This is a genomic window from Yoonia sp. MH D7 (assembly GCF_054439475.1).
Window position 1 is genome coordinate 345,595 of record NZ_JBTJCF010000001.1, and the last position, 21,617, is coordinate 367,211.

Here is a 21,617-nt window from a genome sequence, read left to right on the forward strand (position 1 = left end):
GAGACCTCCCAGTACTGGACCGATCGCGGTTAATTTTTTACTGGATATCATTGGAACGGAGGGGCGCAATTCGCTGGTGCTGAATGATGAAAAAATCTGAAAACCCGCAAGATGGCTATGCATCCCCCGCGTGTCTGGCCCATGAAATTGATCCGGCCTACTCTGGCCCGTCGACCACGGATATCGATCAGCCGCGAGACGTTGCGCGCTGGCGAAAATCTACGCGGATAGAATTACTGGCTGCGCGTAAGGTTTTAAGCGTGGCAGACCATATTGCTTATTCCGATCAGCTAAGCACACATTTTGCGACCCTGCTGCAAGACCGGTTCGATGGTGCGCGAGGCCGGGTTTTATCAATGTATTGGCCAATCAAAGGCGAGGCGGACCTGCGCCCGCTTATGCACAATTTGCACGCGGCAGGCGTGGTGATTGCCCTGCCGCTGGTGGAGGTCAAAGCATCACCGTTGGTCTTTCGCCAGTGGACGCCGGCAACGAAGATGGTGCGCGGTGACTGGAATATTCCTGTCCCACCGCCGGACGCCGCAATCGTCACGCCCGATATTTCGCTAGCCCCTCTCGTGGGTTGGGACAGTAAAAACTATCGCCTTGGGTACGGCGGCGGATATTTTGATCGCACACTGGCAGCGCTGACGCCGCACCCCTTCAAGATCGGCGTTGGCCCAAACGCTGCAAGGTTACCGACTATCTTTCCGCAGCCGTATGACATTGCGATGGATGTGATCCTGACCGAAACGGGCGTTCAGGGCTGAGCGCACCCGCCTTTTGACTGAAAACCCACTGCTCGCGCTGATTTCCGGAACTTGCAAACAGGCGTTCAGGGTCGTTCAACTTTACCGGCTAATAAAGTGTTCATAACGCCGCCAATGCAGCCAGTGCCGCAAACGGGCCGCGCGTGGCACTGATCGTACCAAAAACCTGGACGATGCAGATCGAGCGTAAGTAAATCCGGCGTGCTCACACAGGTCCGCGAGAAAAGCAGCGCCAAGTGACGGAGGGACACACCAGTAAGCCACAACTCCCGAGTTTAACGCCGATAGCCAGTTGGGCTGCATGTCGCCGCGCGATGTCTTACTGACGTTCGCATCCGAGGTACTGGAGGCCACGAAGACCTATCGCTGCCGCTGGTTTGAATATCTCACCGTCCCCTGATGCAACACTACTTCAGCGAGGACCCGAATTTCTGTCACGAAGCGGCGCCAATACCGCGCCTTACCAAAGCCGAATACCCCCCGACTACCTGTCCTAGACATCCGCAATACTAAACGGCTGAAATGGGCGGCGCGCAAAATCTTTGTGGCAACGTAAGAAGGGCCGCCATTCGACGCCGTTTGAATACTATCAACTTTCGAGGTGATCCCAGTAAAGCTGGGCGATGCGTTCGCATTTGGCGGCGGTTTGCACTGCTTCACAGCGGATTTTTACCATGACGGGAGTTGCACGATTACGTCCAAAATATGCCATATTGAAGAATTTTACTAGGGTTTTGCCTGTGTTGCTGGCAGAACGGTTCTCATGGATATAACACTTCTCAAAACTTTTCTTGAGGTTGCGGCGACAGGATCTTTCGTTGCGGCCTCCGACCGTCTGTATGTGACGCAATCGGCGGTTTCCCTGCGGGTTCTGCGCTTGGAAGACAGTCTTGGTAAATCACTTTTTACAAGGTCCAAGTCAGGGGCGGAGCTGACGCCGGCAGGGCGTGAATTTGAAGCCTATGCACTGTCGATGATCAGGACTTGGGAAGAGGCGCGCCAGCAAATCGCGATCCCGCCAGGTTTTACCCGTAGCCTGACAATCGGGGCGCAATATTCGCTATGGCCGCGCTTGGGGTTCCGGTTGTTGGACGGATTGCGCGCAGATATGCCCGACCTGAATATGCGCGCTGAAATCGGCATGCCTGACCGGCTGACGCGATACCTGATCGAAGGAAAAATCCAGTTAGGTTTGCTTTACATGCCGCAAATGCGACCTGGCCTTGCGGTTGAGAAAGTGATGGACGAAGATCTGGTGCTGGTCGCGTCATGGGCAAACCCGACTTTAGACATGAAAGGGCGCTACGTCTTTGTGGACTGGGGGCCAGAATTTGTGGACGCCCATAGTCAGGCATTCCCCGAACTAACCAACCCCGGTATCACGTTCTCTTTGGGGGCAATGGTGACGGAATATGTGATAAACCGGCAAGCTGCAGCGTATTTACCAGCGCGCTACGTCAAAAAATACCTTGATAGTGGCCAATTGCATCTGGTGCCTGACGCACCTGCATTTCCCTATCCGGTTTGGGCCGTCTGGCGTCAGGATATGGACCCGGTGATTTTAAAAGCCGCGCTTGCTGTGATTGCGCGGGTCGGCAAAAACGCGGAAAACGAGGGCGGCGCCGTTCTGCGGGACCTGTGTGCAATTAGCGAAATCAAGCCACTGTAGCATTTTAATAACGTCTAGGATGCATGAGCAAAACTCCGCTCAAGCACGATTATTTTACACTTTACTTGATAATAGCGAGGGACTAGTTCAATTTTAGCAGGAATGCTCCCGTTCTTATTACAAGTTCGGGTCACTTTCTTTGGGAGAGGATTGACCCATGAAGACCAACGTATTTATCATCGCTGCAATCAGCGGTTTTGTAGCGACTGCTGCAAGTGCACAGACGCCAGTATTTGCTGATAACACAGCATCCGCAACAGCTGTAGAAGCGATCGAAGATTCGATCACAGACGCAGCAGAGCGTCCAACATTCGCAAACGACGGCCGTACACCAGGGTCTTACGGTTCCATGTCCTTGCGCGGAACAGCCTCAACTAACGATGGCGACGAAGACACTGATATTGGTGTTGGCCTGCGCTACGGCACATTCGACGGTGTGAACAGCATCGACGTCACAGCTGCGTTCAACTTTTCCGACGGCGAAAACGCTGACGGTTCCACGTTCGACGAGAAGAACACATTGTTGCTTGGCGCTGACTACCGTCGCGACTTCAACTCTTCCTTGTTCGGTTACGGATCTGTGAATGCAGAAATGAACAAGTTCGCAACTGGCGATTCCCCGACACAGGAAATTCTTGTTTCCGCAGGTCTTGGCTACCGTATCTTTAACACGGCTGACACACAGTGGTCGGTTCAGGCTGGCCCAGGTTACCTGATGTCCGAGTACGATGCTAAGGCTGACACAGACGAAGTTGCTGGTGCAATTTCTTCCAGCTTCTTCAGAAGCTTGACAGACACCGCATTCATCACCAACGACACAGATGTTGCAGTTACAGACCTCAAGACTATTGTAAGCAACGAATTGGCATTGAGCGTTTCCATGACAGATACACTGTCGCTGCGCACATCCTATGCAACCAAGTATGACGACTCTTCGGACGACAAGTTCTCCGACGGCTCCAACACGCTTGGCGTTTCGCTGGTATACAACTTTAACTAATCGGGCGTGCATTCCCAAGTGGGCTTGCCCTCGCAAGCCTTGGTTAGTGAAGAGAAGGGGCAGAGTAATCTGCCCCTTTTTTTGTTCTAAATGTCGTCTTTCGCTTGATCGTCCTCGACCAATATTCGCCAGGCATCGCCGTCCAGGTCTTCATATTGGCGGGCACGTAGGGTCCATAGAAACCCAGCGAGGCCCAAGCTGGCCAAAATCAGCGAAACGGGGATAAGTATGATCAGGATATTCATGGTATTACCTTACTCGCAATGCGTTCAGCAAAACAGTGATCGACGAGGCCGACATGGCAATCGCGGCTGCCAACGGTGACGCATAACCCGCGATTGCGATAGGAATCGCGATCATATTATAACCTGCGGCGATGCCAAAGTTCTCTAAAACCCGCACGCGCGCAGATCTCGCGGTGCTGATAGCGTCAGGAATTTCGGCCAAGCTCCGGCTCAAAAGCACAATATCCGACGCGGCACGCGACGCATCTAACGCTGACGCAGGTGAGATCGACGCATAGGCCTGCGCAAGCGCCGCCGTGTCGTTTAACCCGTCACCAATCATTAAAACCTTTGCACCCGCGTCCGTCATCGCCTCAATAGCAGACAGTTTTTCATCGGGTGTCATCTGCGCGCGTGCATCTGTCACATCTAGCGTTTTCGCCAATGCATCAACCGCGTCTCGCGTATCACCAGAGAAGATATGCACAGGAATTCCGCGCGCTTTCAGGTTTGCTATCGCGGCAGCGGCACCGTCGCGCAAAGTTTCCGAAAACGTCAGCGGTATCGCCTGCGCGTCGCCGATTTTCATGGCAGGGGACACCCGCGCACCAACCCAGTCACCGCGTCCCAAACGCACTGTTTGGCCCTGCCACGTGGCCGTCACACCTAAACCCGATTGTTCAGTCACATCGGTCAGGTCAGCAGCAATCACAGACGTTGGTATTGCCGCCGCAATCGCGCGCGAAACAGGGTGATGGGATGCTTTTGCAAGGGCCGCGAGTACCGCCAGACTATCGGCGTCCATCGCATCCATATCAATACGCGCATATCCTTCGGTCAACGTGCCTGTTTTGTCAAAAACAACTGTATCAATCTCGGCCAGACGCTCCAGCGCCGTGCCATTTTTGACCAGCAAGCCTCGCCGGAACAGACGACCCGTCGCCGCTGTCATGACCGCAGGTACAGCCAGTCCCAGCGCACAAGGACAGGTGATAATCAGTACGGAAATCGCAATATTCAGCGACAGCGCGATGTCATGTGATAACACCATCCAACCCGTAAACGTGACAAGCGCCAGAAGATGCACTGCTGGTGCATAAATCCGTGCCGCGCGGTCGGCAAGTGCTGTGTATTTGTTACGCGCACCCTCGGCATTCTCGACCAAACGCGCCATACGGGCCAGCGTCGTATCTTCGCCGACTTGGGTGACGCGCAGGGTAAACGGCCCTGTCAGGTTAACCTCACCCGCGGAAATATCGCAACCGACATTCACCCTAACTGGCAGGCTCTCACCAGTTAAAAACGAGCGGTCACTGTCTGATGTCCCTTGCGTGATTTGCCCGTCAACAGGCACACGCATCCCAACCATCACGCGGATCAGATCACCGATTTCAAGCTCGGTGACAGGCACGGTTTCCTGTAAATCACCCGTGACCCGCACCGCGTTAGGGCTCGCGAGCGCACTTAACTCTTGTGCAGCCGAGCGGGCGGCAATCCGTGTGCGATGATCAAGATAGCGCCCGATCAGCAAGAAAAATGTCAGCGACAAAGCCGCATCAAAATAAACATGCTGGCCGCCAATCGAGGTCTCATAGACCGAAAGACCCGATGCAAGAATAATCGCCAGCGAAATCGGCACGTCCATATTCAGCCGCCCGACCCGCAATGCTTGCCACGCATGTCGAAAAAAAACCTGCGCCGAGAAAAACAGGGCAGGCAGTGCAATGATGGCTGACAACCAGTGGAACATATGCTGGGTCGCCAACGACGCTCCCGACCACACAGCCACCGAAAACAGCATCACGTTCATCATCGCAAAACCCGAGACGCCCAAACGAACCACCATCATGCGACCCTCGGCATCACCGTCAACCGCAGACATCATCGGCGCGTCCAAGGCGTGAGCCTCATAGCCCGCGTTTTCCAGGACCGCGATCAATGCCTCAGGTTGCATGCCTTTCGCCGCAATCGTTACCCGCTTGCGGCTTAGGTTCACACGCGCCTCGGTAACGCCTTGGGTCGCCGTCAGCGCACGCTCGACCGTGCCAATACAGCCCGCGCAATGAATGCCGGGCAAAGACAGAATAATATCGCCAGCAGCTAGACGCTTGCTGACAATTTCCTGGGCAAACGGGGCCGCATCACAGGCGGGACAAGCAGAAACGGCCATTATTCAATGTCAACAATCATCCGCTGGCGAAACTCTGTGCCGTCAGCCGCAATCGCAACCAAGCGCAAGTTCCAATTCCCGCCATCAAGGTCCACAGGTGCTACAAAGTCGGCACCATCAAACACAAGGATCGGCGTTTGATCAGACGCCACATGCGTCGCGCGTCCCAACACCGCAGATGCGATCACCGGCTCGACCGGTACGCCATCCTTGCGGAAACTGACACGCAACTGGCCTGCCCTCACAGCGGCCTGCGCCTCCCAACCCAGCGCGAGCTGGGCGGTGCGTTCCACGTCAAACGACTGGCTGGCAACATAAGAGTTTCTGGTCTCTAGCCCGGGAAACGTCGAAACAGCCTTGAAAGCCAATGTCAGGTTCACCGCGATGATCACGCCAAAGCCTATGACCATGATCGCCAGAAATTTCCAGCCGGTCATTTGTCCTTTAGTTGCAGTTGCCATTAGTTTTCCTTTCCGTTGAATGTGCTGTCACGATAGGCACGTTCGCCGTTCAACACATCTTCTACCCAGAACCTTAGGTCTGTCGCGTCGATCTTTGCAGCCGGATCTTGCGGACCCGCCGTGATATAGACCCGCTGGATATATGAGCTATCCGCAGGCACAACGACATTGGCACCGGGTTGGCCTTCTAAACTTATGCGCATGGTCTCGTCAGAGGTGACTGACAGCATGAAGTCACGCGGTTCACCATGCTTGTTACGCAGGCGCAGGTTATAAGTGTTGCGCACAGAGCCGTCGGATAATGTAATATAGGTCGGGTTCCGCACCGCTTCGACAGTGAGATCGATGTCAGCACGCACAAACAATGCAAATACCAACGCGAACCCGATCAGCGACCAGAGTGCCGTATAGATGACCGTGCGCGGACGCAGAATATGCTTCCACACCGGCTTTGGCGCTTTGCCGCCGCGTTCTGTTGGCTCGTCGCCCAATGCCAGATAATCGATTAAACCGCGGGGCTTTCCGATACGATCCATCACGTCGTCACAGGCATCGATGCATAGCGCGCACGTAATGCATTCCATCTGCTGACCGTCACGAATATCGATGCCCATCGGACAGACGTTCACACACGCCATACAATCGATACAGTCACCCGCACCCTCAACGCGCTTTTTGCCGCGTGGTTCCCCACGCCATTCGCGGTAACCCACAGTCAGCGTGTCATTATCCATCATTGCACCTTGGATACGCGGCCAAGGACACATGTAAATGCAAACCTGTTCACGCATGAACCCGCCAAACAGGAATGTTGTCGCCGTTAGAATTGCGATCGTCGAATAGGCAACAGGATGAGCAGCCCCAGCAAGCAGGTCGCGTGCAAGAGCCGGTGCATCTGTAAAGTAGAACACCCAAGCGCCACCAGTCGCCACCGCGATGACCAGCCAGACCGCCCATTTTGTCAGGCGTAGACGCCATTTCTTCATGTCCCACTTGGATTTCCACAGCCGGACACGCGCGTTGCGATCCCCTTCGATCCAGCGCTCTACTAGAATAAACAAATCGGTCCAGACCGTCTGCGGGCAAGCATAGCCACACCAGACGCGGCCAAGCGCCGAGGTAAACAGAAACAGCCCAAGACCGGCCATAATCAGTAGACCTGCAACAAAATAGAATTCGTGAGGCCAGATTTCGATCCAAAAGAAATAGAAACGGCGGTTTGCCAAATCAATCAACACCGCCTGATCGGGCAGGGCAGGGCCGCGATCCCAACGGATCCACGGCGTGATGTAGTAAATACCCAGTGTGAAGGCCATGACTAACCACTTGAACGTGCGGAAGTTTCCCTTCACTTTCCGTGGAAAGATGGGTTCTTGAGCAGCAAATAATTTGGGGGGAGTTTCAGTGTTCATTTTCTATCCAGACCTGTACGCAGTGTAGGGATAGGTAGCGGGTTAGGCCACGTCTTTGATGTAGGTCAAGTAACAAACAATCCCACCCCTAGAATGCGCGAACAGGCCAGAGGTGGGATCAGCTTGCGAGGTTTTCACTCTCGCAAGCGCCCCTTTTGGAAAGGGGATGGGTTTATTCGCCGCCGCCAAGCTGGTGAACATAGGCCGCAACAGCGTTTACATCTGATTGCGACAGACGCGTGCCCCAAGGTGGCATAACACCAAAGCGGGAATTCGTGACGGTCTCTGTCACAGTGGCAACATCGCCACCATAAAGCCAGATTGCATCGGCGAGGTTTGGCGCGCCCAATTGGTTGTCGCCAAGGCCTTCAACGCCATGACAAGAGCTACAGTTCTCGTCAAAAACAACTGCACCTTCAGCAGCCATAGCCACGTCAAACTCGTTTGATGACAACGAGATAACATGCTGCACGACTTGATCGATCTGGTCAGATTCCAGGATGTCACCAAAAGCAGGCATCTCGGTCCAGCGTGAATCAAAGTCGACCTCGTTGCGAATACCGTGGTTAATCGTATAGGCGATATCCTCGATCGTGCCGCCCCAGAGCCAGTCATCATCCAGCAAGTTGGGATACCCCTTGCCACCCGCCGCACCAGAGCCGTGGCACTGCGAGCAGTTGGTGCGGAACACCGCAGCCCCACCCGCAACCGCAAAGCGGCTCAGGGCTTCGTCTTCTTCAAGCACGGTCAAATCAACCTCAGTCAATGCAGCACGCAAATCGGCGTTCCTGTCGTTCACCGCCGCAATATCAGTCGCAACATTCGCACGGGTCGAATAGCCAAGATAGCCCTCGGTCGCGCCTTTAATCAGCGGCCACGCAGGGTAGGCAATCACATACCAAACGCCCCAGATAATGCAGAGATAAAGCGACCAGAGCCACCAGCGCGGCAGCGGATTGTTCAGCTCTTTGATGCCGTCCCATTCGTGACCTGTCGTCTCGATCCCAGTTTCCTGATCGATGTCTTTCTCGTGCTCGGTCATTTACGTGCCTCCACTTTTTCGTCGTCCTTATCCGCAGCGGTCTCATTGCGAAAAACGACGTTGGCGGTGTCATTGTGCTCTTTGCGACTGCCGGGGCGAAAAGCCCAGACAATCGTCCCCAAAAAGAACAGGGTCATCAATATCAGGAACCAGCTGTCCGCGAATTGACGCAACATCGAATACTTATCCATATCGTGTGTCCTCCCTAACGGCTTGCAGCAGGGGTAAAGGTCGAGAAATCGACCAATGTGCCCAGCATTTGCAAATAAGCGACCAGTGCGTCCATCTCTGTCAGCTCCGGCTGGTTGTCAAAGTTGCTGACAACCGCCTTGGGATAGCGTTCAAGCAATCCGTCGAAATCGCTGTCGGGATCGCCCTGCGCCAGAAAATCGGCAGGGGCAGCCGCAATCATCTCGTCGGTGTAAGGAACACCCACAAAACGATGCGTCGACATCAAGTCCTGAATGTATTCGCCGCTAATCGTGACATCCATCAAGAACCCGTATTTCGGCATGATCGATTCAGGAACAACAGACTGCGGGTCAGTCAGGTGATCCACATGCCATACGTCTGAATAGCGGCCACCGACACGGGCCACATCAGGGCCCGTGCGTTTTGATCCCCACTGGAACGGGTGGTCATACATGCTCTCCGCTGCCAGTGAATAGTGACCGTAACGCTCTACTTCGTCGCGCATCGGGCGGATCATCTGGCTGTGACAGTTATAGCAACCCTCACGGACATAGATGTCGCGACCCGTCAGTTCGAGCGGCGAGTAGGGGCGCATGCCCTCTACTTCTTCGATTGTATTCTCAAGATAGAATAGCGGCACGATCTCAACAATGCCGCCAATCGAGACGACGACAAATGTGCCGATCAAAAGCAGCGTAGGGCTACGTTCGATGATTTGGTGTTTATTCAGGAAACCCATGATCTAAACCCTTCCTATACTGTCGCAACGCCGACCGGAGCGGTCACTTTTTGACCTCCACGGATCGTCATCCACATGTTCCAGACCATGATGATCGCGCCGGTCAGGTAAAGAACCCCACCCAGACCACGGACCACCAACATTGGGTATTTCGCAATAACCGTGTCGGCAAAGCTGTTAACAAGGAAGCCCTGCGCATCAACTTCACGCCACATCAAACCTTCCATGATCCCTGATACCCACATCGAAGATGCGTAAAGAACGATCCCGATAGTAGCCAACCAGAAATGCCAGTTGATCGCAGACATCGAATACATCTGAACTTTGCCCCATAGACGCGGTGTCATAAAGTAGATCGCACCAAATGTGATCATGCCGTTCCAGCCAAGTGCGCCGGAATGGACGTGACCAATCGTCCAGTCAGTATAGTGCGACAACGAGTTCACAGCACGGATCGACATCATCGGACCCTCGAATGTGGACATGCCGTAGAATGCAAGCGCTGTGACCATCATACGGATGATCGGGTCGGTGCGTAGCTTGTCCCATGCACCTTGCAGCGTCATCAGACCGTTAATCATACCGCCCCAGCTTGGCATCCATAAGATGATCGAAAATACCATGCCCAGCGTCCCCGCCCAATCAGGCAGCGCCGTATAGTGCAGGTGGTGCGGACCCGCCCAGATGTAGAGAAAAATCAGGGCCCAAAAGTGGATGATTGACAGCTTGTACGAAAACACCGGACGACCTGCTTGCTTCGGCACAAAGTAGTACATCATACCCAAGAAACCAGCCGTCAGGAAAAAGCCAACCGCATTATGGCCATACCACCACTGGGTCATCGCATCCTGAACACCTGCAAACACCTGAACCGACTTACTGCCCCAGATGGACACAGGAATCGAAAGGTTATTCACAATATGCAGCATCGCCACCGTGACGATAAACGCAAGATAGAACCAGTTTGCCACATAGATATGACGCTCTTTACGGGTGAAGATCGTGCCAAGGAAAACGATGAGATAGGAAACCCAGATGATGGTCAGCCAAATATCAACATACCACTCGGGCTCGGCATATTCTTTCGACTGGGTCGAGCCAAGCACATAGCCGGTTGCGGCCAGCACGATAAACAACTGATAGCCCCAGAAAACGAACCACGACAGGCTGCCGCCAAACAGACGCGACCCGCTTGTGCGCTGCACAACATAGAAAGATGACATGATCAATGCGTTGCCACCAAAGGCAAAAATCACCGCACTTGTGTGCAGCGGACGCAGACGGCCAAAATTAAGATAGGGTTGCGCAAATTCAAAATTAAGCACCGGAAACGCAAGCTGGAAGGCGATAATCACCCCCACGAGGAAACCGACAACTCCCCAGAACCCGGTCGCAATCACACCCGCACGGATAACGCCATCCATGTAGCCATTGCTATCAACCAGAGAGCGCGGCTCGTCGGTGCCACGCAATACCCAGATAAACATGCCTGATGCCACCAGGAAAATAAGAATCGCATGAACTTGATAAGCCAAGTCCCTCGCGAAATTTGTAGCCATCGCGGCAAATAGGATAATTAACCCTAAAGCCGCTAATTTAAAGTAATTGAGCATGAAAACCCCTCGTTCTTAGGACGCGACCGATGGGCCACGACAACCTGTTCGCTATCTTCTTTTGCGCGAACAAGGTGCAACAAACATTGATCTGAATCAAATTCCCGTGAATGACCCATTTGCGATAGATCAAAGACGCATAGCAAGCCCCCATTCTACGGTCCTGAAAAGAGTTTGCAGCAAAGCAAGGGAGCCCACATGTCGTATAAGTCTATTGCAACAATTTTGCACGAGCCAGCACAGGACAGGGCGGCATTCGAAGTGGCCATCGCCTTTGCCCGAAAGGCTGGCGCGCATCTGCATGTATTGTGCATCGGCGTAGACGATACCGATCCGGGATTTTATTATGCAGGCGTACAGGCGCTTGCCGTCCAGCAAAACTTCGAAATTTCTCAAGGAATTGCAAACAAACTCGAGGCCTGCGCACGCGACAGGCTCGCTGCAGAAGATATCGCTTGGGACGTGCAGAACGTCACAACACTGCCGGGTGGGCTGGACGTCTTTATCTCCGACACTATGCGGTTCTATGATCTGATCGTGCTGCCGACCCCGTATCAAGATACCGCGGGTCGCGCCGACACAATGATCTTCGAGGCCAGCGTTCTGGGCGCTAGCCGCCCCGTTCTGATGGTGCCGCCCGCATGTAGCGACAAAATAAACTTTGAAAATGTCATGATCGCATGGGACGACGGTGTACAGGCCATGGCGGCATGCCGTGCAGGTCTTCCACTGATCGCAGCCGCGCGCGAGACCGAAATCACCATTGTCGATCCTCCCGTTCATGGACACGAACGCTCGGATCGAGGCGGCAGGTTGGCCGCTTACATCGCAAGGTTTGGTGCGCGCGCAGACATCTCGATCCTCGCTCGCGCCGAGCCTTCCATCGGCGCCCAGCTGTTGACCCGCGCCAAAGAACGCGGCGTCGATTTGGTTGTGATGGGTGCTTACGGTCGCTCGCCTCTGCGCGAAGCATTGCTTGGCGGCGCGACCCGCGACATGTTACGGCTGACGGATATCCCGATCCTGATGGCACACTAAGATGATTACGATCCTGTCTCAATCTTTAGCGCATCAACGTCGGGAATTGTCACATCCCGCTTGCCATCCAGCACAATCAGCCCCTCTTTACGCAGGCTCGAAAACTGGCGGCTGACAGTCTCGATTGTTAGTCCCAGATAATCCGACATCGCTTCGCGGGTCAGTGGCAACACGATCTGGACTTCACCCTCTGCAATATTTTTCTTTGTCCCAGTGCGGCGGACCAGCATCATCAGAAAAGTCGCAATCTTTTCGCGGGCCGTCTTGCGGCCTAACAACAGCATCCATTCGCGGGCTGAATCCAATTCATCCAGCGCCATTTCCAACATGCGCTGCGACAGATGCGGGGTCTTGCCCACCATCTGCTCGAACCCCTCACGGCGGAAACAACATAGCACAACATCCGTCACAGCCGTCACATCATAAATCGCCGTATCACGTCCGGGCCTGCCAATGAAATCCGAGGGCAACAGTAATCCCATCGTCTGCTTTCGGCCGTCCTCCATCAGACGTTCGATCGTCGCTGTGCCAGTCACAACCGACCCGACAAAGCCCATACGGTCGCCACTCCACATAATCGGCTGGCCGGCCTCGAAGCTACGATAATACTTCGTATCATTCAGCTCCGATAACTCATCAGGACTGCATGTCGCACAGAGAGCACGATGCCGGATAGGACATTGATCGCATTGTTTCTCAAAGCTGATAGCATTTGCCATGGGATCTGATCCTTCCCGTTGCCGCGCGCCTGTTGCGCCCACATGCACTATCTCATGTTTCGGGTGGTAACCACAACCTGCGGGATCAATGCGACCATTTGGCCGATTTAAGCGTTGCGTACCCGACTGGCAATCAGCAAAAAAACCACTCTCAGGCGTGCGGCACAATCCGGATCGACTTCCGCTCTTTGGCACTGCCAGCGTCGTCCGAGGTGCGCGCAATAATACCGTAGATTTTTCCGTGCCCGTAACAGTGGACGCCATCACCTGCGAGGTCTGACCGCCTTTATCCGTGGCAATGACGCGCTTCAAAAAAACCGCTAATACTTAAAAAAATCCCATGATAACAATTGTATCACGACCCATTTTTGCGAAATAACGGACTCCGGTTGGGGCAATTTTTCAGCACGGATATTATAAAACCAGTGTGGAGCCGCTTGAAGGTGTTGAACCAAATCCAGTCCTTGATCACGCGTTTTGTGTGGGAGCCGTCCTGCAAGTTTTGCAAGTAAACGACCTCCTGCTTGAGATCTCACAGCCGTTCGATACTATCACATCAGCTTCTGCAAAAGTGGTGATCCAGACGGCACCCGTGAACTGCCATTCACATTCCGCAGGGCACCATTACAAAAAATTTGAATGCGCGGCCGGTTCTCATGCAGAGCAACAGGCTTGGCCCAGAAATAAACTCGCTTATTTCACTACTACACTGCCTGCTGACCGGTCGCAAAGACGACCATCTGCGCACTCAAAATGAAGGATGCAATCGCGCGCGGGAATCCATGCCAAGATGTCCGGTCCCCAATCTGGTGACGCTGGCGGGGTAGGGACCTTAAATCAGACGCAAACTGACGAAGTCGTCCACGTTCAATATTGACTTCCCGCGTTCCACGGCCACATTCGTCACTATCTTAGGAGGACGGAACATGGACGCTTGGAATGACGCAACCGATATGGCCGATGCGGTCGCATCCGGCGCAGTCTCGCCCGATGAATTGCTCGATCAGGCCCTCGCGCGCGTTGCTGCCCTGAACCCCGACATCAACGCGGTGGTCCTTTTGCAAGAAGACACCGCGCGCCGCCACATAAAAGACGGCCTACCCGATGGCCCGTTCAAAGGCGTGCCGTTCCTGCTCAAAGACCTCGGCGCCGAAGCCATTGATTTCCCAACCCATAATGGCTCAAACCTCTGGCGCGACACACACTATACCTATGACAGCGAAATGTATCTGCGTATGCGCAAAACCGGCGTCGTGACATTCGGGCGCACCACCTCTCCCGAAGGCGGGATCGGGGCCGTAACCGAAGCCTCGGTTTACGGCGGCTCCACCCGCAATCCGTGGAATCTCGACCACACATCAGGCGGCTCGTCAGGCGGGGCAGGTGCCGCCGTCGCCGCAGGCATCATCCCCATCGCACACGGCTCGGACGGCGGCGGTTCGGTGCGCATCCCCGCCTCCAGCTGCGGCTTGTTCGGCTTCAAAGCCACCCGCGCCCGTTTTCCCGAAGGCCCCTCCGCCGGCGAAGGCTGGGCTGGCATGGCGATCGACGGCTTCCTATCCCGCTCGGTGCGCGACAACGCGGCAATGATGGACGCCTGTGCAGGCTATGATCTGGGCCAACCCTATGTCGCGCCGCCGATGCCCTGCACCTACGCGCAAGCAATTGAACGCCCCGCCAAACCCCTGCGCATCGCGCTCTGCGATACAACCTTCACAGGCAACGCCATCCACCCCGACTGTAAAACCGCCGTTACAAACACTGCCGCCCTGCTCGAAAGCATGGGCCACACCATCACGCCCGCACGGCCGAACGCCGACCACGAAGGCATGATGCGTGCATGGACAAAAATCGTCGCTTGCGGCACCGCACTTAGCATTAGCGCAACCTTGAAATCTCGCGCCACCACTCTGCGCCCCAACGACATCCAGGGGGTCGCACGCAGCGCAATGGCCTTTGCAGACGGGATCAGCGGCGCAGATTACCTCGACGCCGTTGGCGAAATCCACAGCTACGGGCGCGACATGGCCCTGTTCTTTAACGACTATGATATCCTGCTTTGCGCCACCCTCGCAGAGCCCCCCGCCCAAGTCGGGCGCTTCACCCACGACCGCGATGACTACGAAAATTACCGCATCGGCGAAGGCGGTATTTTCGCCTACTCCCCGTTCTGCGCCACCTTTAACGCCAGCGGCCAACCCGCGGCCTCTGTGCCAATGCACTGGACCAAAGGCGGGTTGCCTGTGGGCATCCATCTGGCAGCTCCCTTTGGCCAAGACACGGATTTAATTGCGCTTTGCGCCGACCTCGAACGCGCACAGCCTTGGGCTAACCGCAAACCGGCCTTCGCAGTCGAAAGACTTGCCCAATAGAAAAAGCCCGCGCATAGTGACGATCTGGAGGGACCATACATTGAATGAAAACATCGCGGTAAACGTACAAAACGTCGGCAAGATTTACGGCGCTGGCGCCAGCGCCGTGACAGCACTTGGCGATGTGTCCATCGGCATCGAACAAGGCGAATTCTTCACCCTCCTAGGCCCGTCAGGCTGTGGGAAAACCACACTGCTGCGCTGCATCGCAGGATTCGAGACTCCAACATCCGGCACAATCCTGCTGAACGGACGCGACATTACACACACCGCGCCAAACTTGCGGCCTGTGAACACAGTCTTTCAATCCTACGCGTTATTTCCCCACCTGACCGTCTCCCAAAACGTCGGCTTTGGCCTCAAAATGCAGGGCAAATCACGCAAAGTCGTAGACGCCGCTGTGGCGCGCGTTCTGGAATTAGTCAAACTGGAACAATTTGCCGACCGTATGCCCGACCAAATGTCAGGCGGGCAACAACAGCGCGTCGCCTTGGCCCGCGCCTTGGCCCCCGAACCCGAAGTTTTGCTGCTCGACGAACCGCTTTCTGCGCTCGACCTCAAACTGCGCAAAGAAATGCAAAGTGAACTGAAACGTTTGCAAACTGAAACCGGCATCACCTTCGTTTTCGTGACCCACGACCAGGAAGAAGCGCTGACCATGTCCAACCGGATCGGCGTCATGTCGGCGGGTGGCTTGCTGCAAGTCGGCAGCCCGCGCGACATCTATAACCGCCCGGTAAACCGCTTTGTGGCGGATTTTATTGGTGAAACAAATTTCCTTGTCGGGCGCGTGCAAATCGGCGGTGTGCAAATCGGCTCTGGCGACATTCTAGCCGTGCCACTGGCTGATCACGCGGGCGAAGTCACCCTTGCTGTGCGCCCCGAACAGATCAGCATCACCCCAAGCGGCATCGCCGCCAAAATCATCGACGCCACTTACCTTGGCACCGACACCCACTACACGCTGGCCTTGCGCGACGACAGCACTCTGATCGCGCGGGTTCAAAGCAACTCAGCCACCGCGTTGAACGTTAGCGACGAGGTGGCTATCACCATCGACGCAAGCGCCGTGCAAGTGTTGAAATCATGAGCGGCCGCTCAGGATCACGCAGTAAAGGCGCAAATGGCTGGCTGCTCTCCGCCCCTGCCTTAATCCTGCTGTTAATCGCGGCGAGTGGCCCCCTGGTCATCGTTGTGATGTATTCCTTTCTTGAAAAAGGCGACTACTCTGGCGTGCGCTGGATCCTCTCTGGTGAAGCATGGTTCAGGGTTCTGTTCAGTCGCGATATTTTCGACGGCACCGTTAGCTTCGCCGATGCAAACCTTTCTATCATATGGCGTTCGGTCAAACTCTCGATCCTGACCACTCTTATCACCTTTGGGTTCGGTCTGCCAACCGCGTGGTTTATCGCCACACGGCCCGCCGCATCACGCAACCTCTGGCTTTTCCTGATCACCATCCCGTTCTGGACCAACCTTTTGATCCGCACGTTCGCAATCATGGAAGTCATCCGCAACCAAGGGCTTCTTAACACATTTCTGATCAATATCGGCCTGATCTCCGAACCAATCCAGATCCTCTATACCGATAGCGCTGTGCTGATCGGCATGGCCTACGTCTACCTGCCGTTGATGGTCCTACCGCTCTATGCCGCCATCGACCGGTTCGATTTCAAACTGATCGAAGCAGGCTATGATCTCTACGCCTCCCGCTTTAAAATCCTCACCAAAGTTATCCTGCCCATCATCAAACCGGGCATCGTGGCGGGCGCGATCCTCGTGTTCATTCCCAGCCTCGGCGCCTACGTTACCCCACGCGTCTTGGGCGGCGGCAAAAACATGATGATCGGCAATTTTATCGAATTACAATTCGGACAAGGACAGAACTGGCCACTGGGAGCAGCCCTCTCAACGGTGCTGTTGATCCTCGTCTTAGGGTCGCTGATCATTTACACACGGGTCTCGGAAAAGGACGCTAAAAATGGCTAAGCCACGCGCCTTTGACGTCACCAAACTGGCGGGCTTCACCTTCATCGCAATCACCGCGTTTGTTATACTCTACGCACCAATTGTCACGCTTGTGGTCTACTCGTTCAACGGCGGCAATTCGGTAAACCAATGGGGCGGGTTCTCGTTCAAATGGTACGCCATCGCCGCGCAGAACGAAGCAGTGCAAAGCGCCGCCGCTCGCTCGCTCATCATCGCCGTCTGGGCCTCTGTGATCGCGACCACGGTCGCGACAATGGCCGCTCTCGGCACCACGCGGCGCGGCAAATTCAAAGGCCAGACCACAATCTACATCATCATCAACCAACCGCTGATGGTACCGGAAATCGTGACCGCCGTGGCCCTGCTAATCTTCTTTTCCTCCGTAAAAGTCGCCACAGGCTATAGCGGCCTTGGCTACTTGATCCTTGCACATTCCGCCTTCTGCGTGCCTTTCGCCTATCTGCCGATCAAAGCACGACTGGAAGGCATGGACACCACCATGGAAACCGCCGCCGCCGACCTCTACGCAACACCGTGGCAGACGTTCCGGTATATCACTCTGCCGCTACTTCTGTCTGGCGTGATCGCAGGGGCTATGCTTGCCTTCATCATCTCGCTCGACAACGTTATCATCACCGAATTCGTGAAATCAGCAGGGCAAGATACGCTCCCTACCTACATGCTCGGCCAGTTACGGCGCGCCCTGACACCTGAAGTCAACGCGATCTCGACCGCACTTCTGGCCCTGACAGTTTGCATCCTGACGATTTTCTTTATCGTCACCAAAAAGCGGGGCTAGCCCGCGTTGTTAATCTCAAGGAGAGACCCATGAAAACCATCTTATTGGCAACCACTGCCCTGCTTGGCAGCACCACCCTCGCCCTCGCTGAAGGGCAATTAAACCTCTATAACTGGGGCAATTACACCAATCCCGAACTGATCGAAAAGTTCACGGCCGAGACCGGCATCTCGGTGACCGTCACCGATTACGACAGCAACACCACCGCACTTGCAAAGGTCGAGGCAGGTGGGTCCGGCTTTGACTTGGTTGTCCCGTCGGCTAACTATGTGCCGATCTTCGCGGGTAAGGGGCTGATCGTCGAACTAGACCATTCCCGCCTCGAAAACTTTGGCAACATCGCACCCGAATGGCAAAATGTGGTATGGGACGATGGGCGCAAATACACGATCCCGTGGCAATGGGGCACGACCGGCATCGCGGTCAATACCTCCGTCTATAGCGGCGATGTGAACACCTCCGACATCTTCCTTGATCCGCCCGCCGAACTTGTGGGCAAGGTCAACGTGGTTCCCGAAATGAGCGATATCATGGCGCTGAGCATCTTTAACGTCGGCGGCGAAGCCTGCACCGAAGACCTCGAAGTCCTCAAAAAAGTGCGCGACAAACTCATGGCCGCCAAACCATCGTGGCTCTCGATGGACTACGGCACAACCGACAAACTGTCATCGGGCGACTACGCGGCATCGGTCAACTGGAACGGATCGACAATGCGCGCGCGCGCAAACAACCCCGATGTGGTCTACGGCTATCCGGTCGAAGGCTACCCGCTTTGGATGGACTCGGTGGGCCTGCTTGCAGGCGCCGCAAACGTTGATGAAGCTTATAAATTCCTCGACTTCATCATGTTGCCCGAAAACGCTGCGATGATCTCGACCTTTGCGCGCTACGCGAACGGGATCTCAGGCTCGGATGCGTTCATGCCGGAAGATATGAACACAGCGCCCGAAATCATCGTGCCAGCCGAATTCGCAGCAGCCGGTAGATTCCTGCCAACCTGCCCGCCATCGGCCACCGAGCTTTACACCTCGATCTGGACCGAATTGGTCAAATAAACCAACCTGCGGGGCGTCCTCAGATGCCCGGCAGCCCAAGCCTCAATCTTGGCAATTGCATCATCCAGTTCTGCCGACCAAACCGTATAGCCTTACCCGCGGTCAGCGGATAATTCAGGTTCAACCACCAGTTTGCAAACTCACTCAGACGACGATTGCCCGACGCCATCCCCTAGTCGTCTAGATCCGCCCCTAGACTGCGGGACACATCTCTCGCTGCAGCCTTCACAATCGCGCCAATCTGCGTCACCATATCAACTGACAACCGATGCGACGGACCAGAGATCGAAATCCCTGCAACTGCTTGACCCTGATGGTCAAAAATCGGCGCCGCGATGCAGCGCATCCCGACCGCTTTTTCCTCATCATCAAACGAATAGCCCAATGCGCGGATACGCTTCACCTCACCGATAAGGTCCTCACCCGTGCAAATCGTCTTGTGCGTGAATTGGGTCAACACTTGCTCTTTTACATACTGCGCCAGCTTCACATCTGAAAAGGTGCTCAACAGCGCCTTGCCAATCCCCGAGGCATGCATCGGCGCTTGCGTGCCCGGCGGAAAGAACGCGCGGATCGACTCGTTGGTTTCCACCTGACTGATGAAAACAACCTTACCAGCCTTTTCGATACCCAAATTAGACGTCTCGCCGGTGGTTTCCATCAAATGGCGCATCGCAGGCAACGCACTCAGGACCACATTATTGCGGCGCAAAAACTTCGCACCAATGCGAAATGCGTTGGCCCCAATCGTCCATTCTTGGGTCACGGCATCATTCTCAACAATATCACGCGCCTGAAACGTGCATAGAATGCGGTATAGCGTGGCGGGCGATTGCCCCATCTTTGTTGCAATCTGCGACAAGGTCATCGCACCTCCATCAGCCAAAACCTCCAATACATCGATTGCGCGATCGACGGCCTGAATGATGTTTTGCCCCAGTGCAGGATCGTGTGTCTTCGGGCGACCTCTGTTCCGGCTCTCTTGCGTCATATTCATGCTCCCTTTGAAATTAAGATAAAACCTTTCAGATATATTTGAAAGTAAAATAAAAAGATGAAAAAAGATAACACACTGAAAACATGACTTAATAGAATGATTTCATCTGAATTAACTTACTAAACGAAAAAATTGTGAAAAAATATCGAACCGCTTACTCATTGTTAACCGAAATGAGGAGATCGTTATGAGCTTTCAAAATCCAGTGTTTATTCCCGGCCCGACAAACATGCCGGAGGCTATTCGTCAGGCTTGCTATATGCCAACAATCGACCACCGGTCGCCTTTGTTCGGCGAGATCCTGCATCCTTGCCTTGCAGGCGTGCGTAAAGTGCTGAAATCCGAAACCGCGCATATCTTTATCTTTCCGTCCACAGGGACTGGCGGCTGGGAAACTACGATTTCCAACACGTTGTCAGCAGGCGACAGCATTCTGGCAGCACGCAACGGGATGTTCAGCCACCGCTGGATCGACATGTGCCAGCGTCACGGTCTGGACGTGCAGGTTGTTGAAACCCCTTGGGGCGCGGGCGTGCCAGCTGACAAGTACCAAGAGATCCTGACCGCCGACAAAGACCACAAAATCAAAGCAGTTCTTGCCACTCACAACGAGACCGCAACCGGCGTAAAATCCGATATCGCTGCCGTGCGCCGTGCACTCGACGCCGCTGGACACCCCGCCTTGCTGTTCGTCGATGGCGTCAGCTCGATCGGCTCGATGGACTTCCGTTTTGACGAATGGGGTGTCGATGCCGCCGTTACCGGTTCGCAAAAGGGCTTCATGCTGCCAGCAGGTCTGGGCATCGTAGGCTTCAGCGAAAAAGCAATGAAAGCGGTCGAGACAGCCACGCTGCCACGCACCTTCTTTGATGTGCGCGATATGGCCAAAGGCTACGCCGCCAACGCCTTCCCCTACACGCCGCCTGTCGGCCTGATGAACGGTCTTAAACTTTCGCTCTCCATGATCGAAGCCGAAGGTCTGGAAAACGTTTTTACACGCCACACCCGTATCGCCACAGGCGTGCGCCATGCGGTTGACGCTTGGGGGCTGAAACTCTGCGCCCAAACACCGGACGTCTATTCCGACAGCGTCTCTGCGATCTGTACCCCCGAAGGGTTCGACGCGACTGAAATCGTGAACGTCGCTGCCAAAAAATACGGTATGGCGTTCGGCGTGGGCTTGGGTGAAGTTGCTGGCAAAGTGTTCCGCATTGGTCACCTTGGCATGCTGACCGACGCGATGATGCTGTCTGGTCTGGCCACGGTCGAGATGGTCATGGTCGATCTGGGTCTGGACATCAAACTCGGGTCCGGCGTGGCTGCGGCGCAAGCCCACTACCGGCACGGAGCGTAAGC

The 21,617-nt window shown here is 54.9% G+C and carries 21 protein-coding genes and 1 pseudogene; 11 read left to right on the forward strand and 11 right to left on the reverse strand.

The features are described from left to right. Nucleotides 1-86: 86 nt before the first annotated feature. Complete coding sequence (locus tag ACXLHR_RS01615; RefSeq protein ID WP_458789804.1) at nucleotides 87-770, forward strand: 5-formyltetrahydrofolate cyclo-ligase; 684 nt, start codon at nucleotides 87-89, stop codon at nucleotides 768-770. A gap of 259 nt (nucleotides 771-1,029) precedes the next feature. Then, nucleotides 1,030-1,323, forward strand: a pseudogene (locus ACXLHR_RS01620) (serine/threonine protein kinase); the annotation flags it as partial. Between the two features lie 36 nt (nucleotides 1,324-1,359). On the opposite strand, the gene ACXLHR_RS01625 reads toward ACXLHR_RS01620, so the two are convergent. Then, nucleotides 1,360-1,482 (reverse strand): hypothetical protein, encoded by a 123-nt coding sequence (locus ACXLHR_RS01625; RefSeq protein ID WP_458789805.1) that lies wholly within the window; start codon nucleotides 1,480-1,482, stop codon nucleotides 1,360-1,362. 51 nt (nucleotides 1,483-1,533) lie between these two features. Between ACXLHR_RS01625 and ACXLHR_RS01630 the strand changes: the two genes are divergently transcribed. Both ACXLHR_RS01630 and ACXLHR_RS01635 read left to right on the forward strand, forming a co-directional pair. Next, nucleotides 1,534-2,439, forward strand: a complete 906-nt coding sequence (locus ACXLHR_RS01630; protein ID WP_458789806.1) for a LysR family transcriptional regulator — start codon at nucleotides 1,534-1,536, stop codon at nucleotides 2,437-2,439. 157 nt (nucleotides 2,440-2,596) lie between these two features. After that, a complete protein-coding gene (locus ACXLHR_RS01635) occupies nucleotides 2,597-3,439 on the forward strand; it encodes a DUF481 domain-containing protein (protein WP_458789807.1) in 843 nt (280 codons plus the stop codon). A gap of 86 nt (nucleotides 3,440-3,525) precedes the next feature. On the opposite strand, the gene ccoS is transcribed toward ACXLHR_RS01635, so the two are convergent. The 8 genes from ccoS to ccoN form a co-directional block, all read right to left on the reverse strand. Next, nucleotides 3,526-3,684: a cbb3-type cytochrome oxidase assembly protein CcoS gene (gene ccoS / locus ACXLHR_RS01640; protein ID WP_458789808.1), complete on the reverse strand. Its 159-nt coding sequence runs from the start codon at nucleotides 3,682-3,684 to the stop codon at nucleotides 3,526-3,528. Nucleotides 3,685-3,688: 4 nt separating this feature from the next. Then, nucleotides 3,689-5,833 (reverse strand): heavy metal translocating P-type ATPase, encoded by a 2,145-nt coding sequence (locus tag ACXLHR_RS01645; RefSeq protein WP_458789809.1) that lies wholly within the window; start codon nucleotides 5,831-5,833, stop codon nucleotides 3,689-3,691. Continuing rightward, a complete protein-coding gene (locus ACXLHR_RS01650) occupies nucleotides 5,833-6,294 on the reverse strand; it encodes a FixH family protein (RefSeq protein WP_458789810.1) in 462 nt (153 codons plus the stop codon). Before ACXLHR_RS01650 ends, ACXLHR_RS01645 begins: the two co-directional genes overlap by 1 nt. Beyond that, nucleotides 6,294-7,706, reverse strand: a complete 1,413-nt coding sequence (gene ccoG, locus ACXLHR_RS01655) for a cytochrome c oxidase accessory protein CcoG (RefSeq protein WP_458789811.1) — start codon at nucleotides 7,704-7,706, stop codon at nucleotides 6,294-6,296. Before ccoG ends, ACXLHR_RS01650 begins: the two co-directional genes overlap by 1 nt. Before the next feature lie 172 nt (nucleotides 7,707-7,878). Continuing rightward, nucleotides 7,879-8,748 carry a cytochrome-c oxidase, cbb3-type subunit III gene (gene ccoP / locus ACXLHR_RS01660; protein WP_458789812.1) on the reverse strand — a complete coding sequence of 290 codons (870 nt, stop codon included), beginning with the start codon at nucleotides 8,746-8,748 and terminating at the stop codon, nucleotides 7,879-7,881. Beyond that, nucleotides 8,745-8,939: a cbb3-type cytochrome c oxidase subunit 3 gene (locus tag ACXLHR_RS01665; protein ID WP_458789813.1), complete on the reverse strand. Its 195-nt coding sequence runs from the start codon at nucleotides 8,937-8,939 to the stop codon at nucleotides 8,745-8,747. Before ACXLHR_RS01665 ends, ccoP begins: the two co-directional genes overlap by 4 nt. 14 nt (nucleotides 8,940-8,953) lie before the next feature. Beyond that, nucleotides 8,954-9,679 (reverse strand): cytochrome-c oxidase, cbb3-type subunit II, encoded by a 726-nt coding sequence (gene ccoO / locus ACXLHR_RS01670; RefSeq protein ID WP_458789814.1) that lies wholly within the window; start codon nucleotides 9,677-9,679, stop codon nucleotides 8,954-8,956. 14 nt (nucleotides 9,680-9,693) lie between these two features. Further along, a complete protein-coding gene (gene ccoN / locus ACXLHR_RS01675) occupies nucleotides 9,694-11,292 on the reverse strand; it encodes a cytochrome-c oxidase, cbb3-type subunit I (protein ID WP_458789815.1) in 1,599 nt (532 codons plus the stop codon). Between the two features lie 198 nt (nucleotides 11,293-11,490). Here ccoN and ACXLHR_RS01680 point away from each other — a divergent pair, with 198 nt between their 5' ends. After that, nucleotides 11,491-12,330, forward strand: coding sequence for a universal stress protein (locus ACXLHR_RS01680; RefSeq protein WP_458789816.1), 840 nt, complete (start codon nucleotides 11,491-11,493; stop codon nucleotides 12,328-12,330). Between the two features lie 5 nt (nucleotides 12,331-12,335). Here ACXLHR_RS01680 and fnrL read toward each other — a convergent pair whose 3' ends face one another. Further along, the gene (gene fnrL / locus ACXLHR_RS01685; RefSeq protein ID WP_458789817.1) at nucleotides 12,336-13,049 is read right to left on the reverse strand and encodes a transcriptional regulator FnrL; all 714 of its coding nucleotides are present in this window, start codon (nucleotides 13,047-13,049) and stop codon (nucleotides 12,336-12,338) included. A gap of 926 nt (nucleotides 13,050-13,975) precedes the next feature. Here fnrL and ACXLHR_RS01690 point away from each other — a divergent pair. Genes ACXLHR_RS01690 through ACXLHR_RS01710 form a run of 5 tightly spaced genes read left to right on the forward strand, consistent with a single transcriptional unit; the run spans nucleotide 13,976 to nucleotide 19,264 of the window. After that, on the forward strand, nucleotides 13,976-15,421 hold the full coding sequence (locus ACXLHR_RS01690; protein WP_458789818.1) for an amidase: 1,446 nt from the start codon (nucleotides 13,976-13,978) through the stop codon (nucleotides 15,419-15,421). Between the two features lie 40 nt (nucleotides 15,422-15,461). Then, nucleotides 15,462-16,511, forward strand: coding sequence for an ABC transporter ATP-binding protein (locus tag ACXLHR_RS01695; RefSeq protein WP_458789819.1), 1,050 nt, complete (start codon nucleotides 15,462-15,464; stop codon nucleotides 16,509-16,511). Continuing rightward, a complete protein-coding gene (locus ACXLHR_RS01700) occupies nucleotides 16,508-17,410 on the forward strand; it encodes an ABC transporter permease (protein ID WP_458789820.1) in 903 nt (300 codons plus the stop codon). The genes ACXLHR_RS01695 and ACXLHR_RS01700 overlap by 4 nt, the downstream gene beginning before the upstream one ends. Then, the gene (locus ACXLHR_RS01705; protein WP_458789821.1) at nucleotides 17,403-18,209 is read left to right on the forward strand and encodes an ABC transporter permease; all 807 of its coding nucleotides are present in this window, start codon (nucleotides 17,403-17,405) and stop codon (nucleotides 18,207-18,209) included. Before ACXLHR_RS01700 ends, ACXLHR_RS01705 begins: the two co-directional genes overlap by 8 nt. A 29-nt stretch (nucleotides 18,210-18,238) precedes the next feature. Continuing rightward, nucleotides 18,239-19,264, forward strand: coding sequence for an ABC transporter substrate-binding protein (locus ACXLHR_RS01710; protein ID WP_458789822.1), 1,026 nt, complete (start codon nucleotides 18,239-18,241; stop codon nucleotides 19,262-19,264). Nucleotides 19,265-19,436: 172 nt separating this feature from the next. Here the strand turns inward: ACXLHR_RS01710 and bhcR are convergent, their stop codons facing one another. Continuing rightward, nucleotides 19,437-20,261 (reverse strand): HTH-type transcriptional regulator BhcR, encoded by an 825-nt coding sequence (gene bhcR / locus ACXLHR_RS01715; RefSeq protein ID WP_458789823.1) that lies wholly within the window; start codon nucleotides 20,259-20,261, stop codon nucleotides 19,437-19,439. 187 nt (nucleotides 20,262-20,448) lie between these two features. Between bhcR and bhcA the strand changes: the two genes are divergently transcribed. Further along, the gene (gene bhcA / locus ACXLHR_RS01720) at nucleotides 20,449-21,615 is read left to right on the forward strand and encodes an L-aspartate--glyoxylate aminotransferase BhcA (protein ID WP_458789824.1); all 1,167 of its coding nucleotides are present in this window, start codon (nucleotides 20,449-20,451) and stop codon (nucleotides 21,613-21,615) included. Nucleotides 21,616-21,617: the final 2 nt, after the last annotated feature.

What these genes read in the sequence shown, in the direction of transcription:
- ACXLHR_RS01700 (WP_458789820.1), top strand. Translation starts at nt 16,508, where the DNA reads ATGAGCGGCCGCTCAGGATCACGCAGTAAAGGCGCAAATGGCTGGCTG.
- ACXLHR_RS01680 (WP_458789816.1), top strand. Translation starts at nt 11,491, where the DNA reads ATGTCGTATAAGTCTATTGCAACAATTTTGCACGAGCCAGCACAGGAC.
- ccoG (WP_458789811.1), bottom strand. Translation starts at nt 7,706, where the DNA reads ATGAACACTGAAACTCCCCCCAAATTATTTGCTGCTCAAGAACCCATC.
- bhcR (WP_458789823.1), bottom strand. Translation starts at nt 20,261, where the DNA reads ATGAATATGACGCAAGAGAGCCGGAACAGAGGTCGCCCGAAGACACAC.
- fnrL (WP_458789817.1), bottom strand. Translation starts at nt 13,049, where the DNA reads ATGGCAAATGCTATCAGCTTTGAGAAACAATGCGATCAATGTCCTATC.
- ACXLHR_RS01630 (WP_458789806.1), top strand. Translation starts at nt 1,534, where the DNA reads ATGGATATAACACTTCTCAAAACTTTTCTTGAGGTTGCGGCGACAGGA.
- ACXLHR_RS01665 (WP_458789813.1), bottom strand. Translation starts at nt 8,939, where the DNA reads ATGGATAAGTATTCGATGTTGCGTCAATTCGCGGACAGCTGGTTCCTG.
- ACXLHR_RS01705 (WP_458789821.1), top strand. Translation starts at nt 17,403, where the DNA reads ATGGCTAAGCCACGCGCCTTTGACGTCACCAAACTGGCGGGCTTCACC.
- bhcA (WP_458789824.1), top strand. Translation starts at nt 20,449, where the DNA reads ATGAGCTTTCAAAATCCAGTGTTTATTCCCGGCCCGACAAACATGCCG.
- ACXLHR_RS01635 (WP_458789807.1), top strand. Translation starts at nt 2,597, where the DNA reads ATGAAGACCAACGTATTTATCATCGCTGCAATCAGCGGTTTTGTAGCG.
- ACXLHR_RS01625 (WP_458789805.1), bottom strand. Translation starts at nt 1,482, where the DNA reads ATGGCATATTTTGGACGTAATCGTGCAACTCCCGTCATGGTAAAAATC.
- ACXLHR_RS01690 (WP_458789818.1), top strand. Translation starts at nt 13,976, where the DNA reads ATGGACGCTTGGAATGACGCAACCGATATGGCCGATGCGGTCGCATCC.
- ACXLHR_RS01645 (WP_458789809.1), bottom strand. Translation starts at nt 5,833, where the DNA reads ATGGCCGTTTCTGCTTGTCCCGCCTGTGATGCGGCCCCGTTTGCCCAG.
- ccoO (WP_458789814.1), bottom strand. Translation starts at nt 9,679, where the DNA reads ATGGGTTTCCTGAATAAACACCAAATCATCGAACGTAGCCCTACGCTG.
- ACXLHR_RS01615 (WP_458789804.1), top strand. Translation starts at nt 87, where the DNA reads ATGAAAAAATCTGAAAACCCGCAAGATGGCTATGCATCCCCCGCGTGT.
- ccoS (WP_458789808.1), bottom strand. Translation starts at nt 3,684, where the DNA reads ATGAATATCCTGATCATACTTATCCCCGTTTCGCTGATTTTGGCCAGC.
- ccoP (WP_458789812.1), bottom strand. Translation starts at nt 8,748, where the DNA reads ATGACCGAGCACGAGAAAGACATCGATCAGGAAACTGGGATCGAGACG.
- ACXLHR_RS01650 (WP_458789810.1), bottom strand. Translation starts at nt 6,294, where the DNA reads ATGGCAACTGCAACTAAAGGACAAATGACCGGCTGGAAATTTCTGGCG.
- ccoN (WP_458789815.1), bottom strand. Translation starts at nt 11,292, where the DNA reads ATGCTCAATTACTTTAAATTAGCGGCTTTAGGGTTAATTATCCTATTT.
- ACXLHR_RS01710 (WP_458789822.1), top strand. Translation starts at nt 18,239, where the DNA reads ATGAAAACCATCTTATTGGCAACCACTGCCCTGCTTGGCAGCACCACC.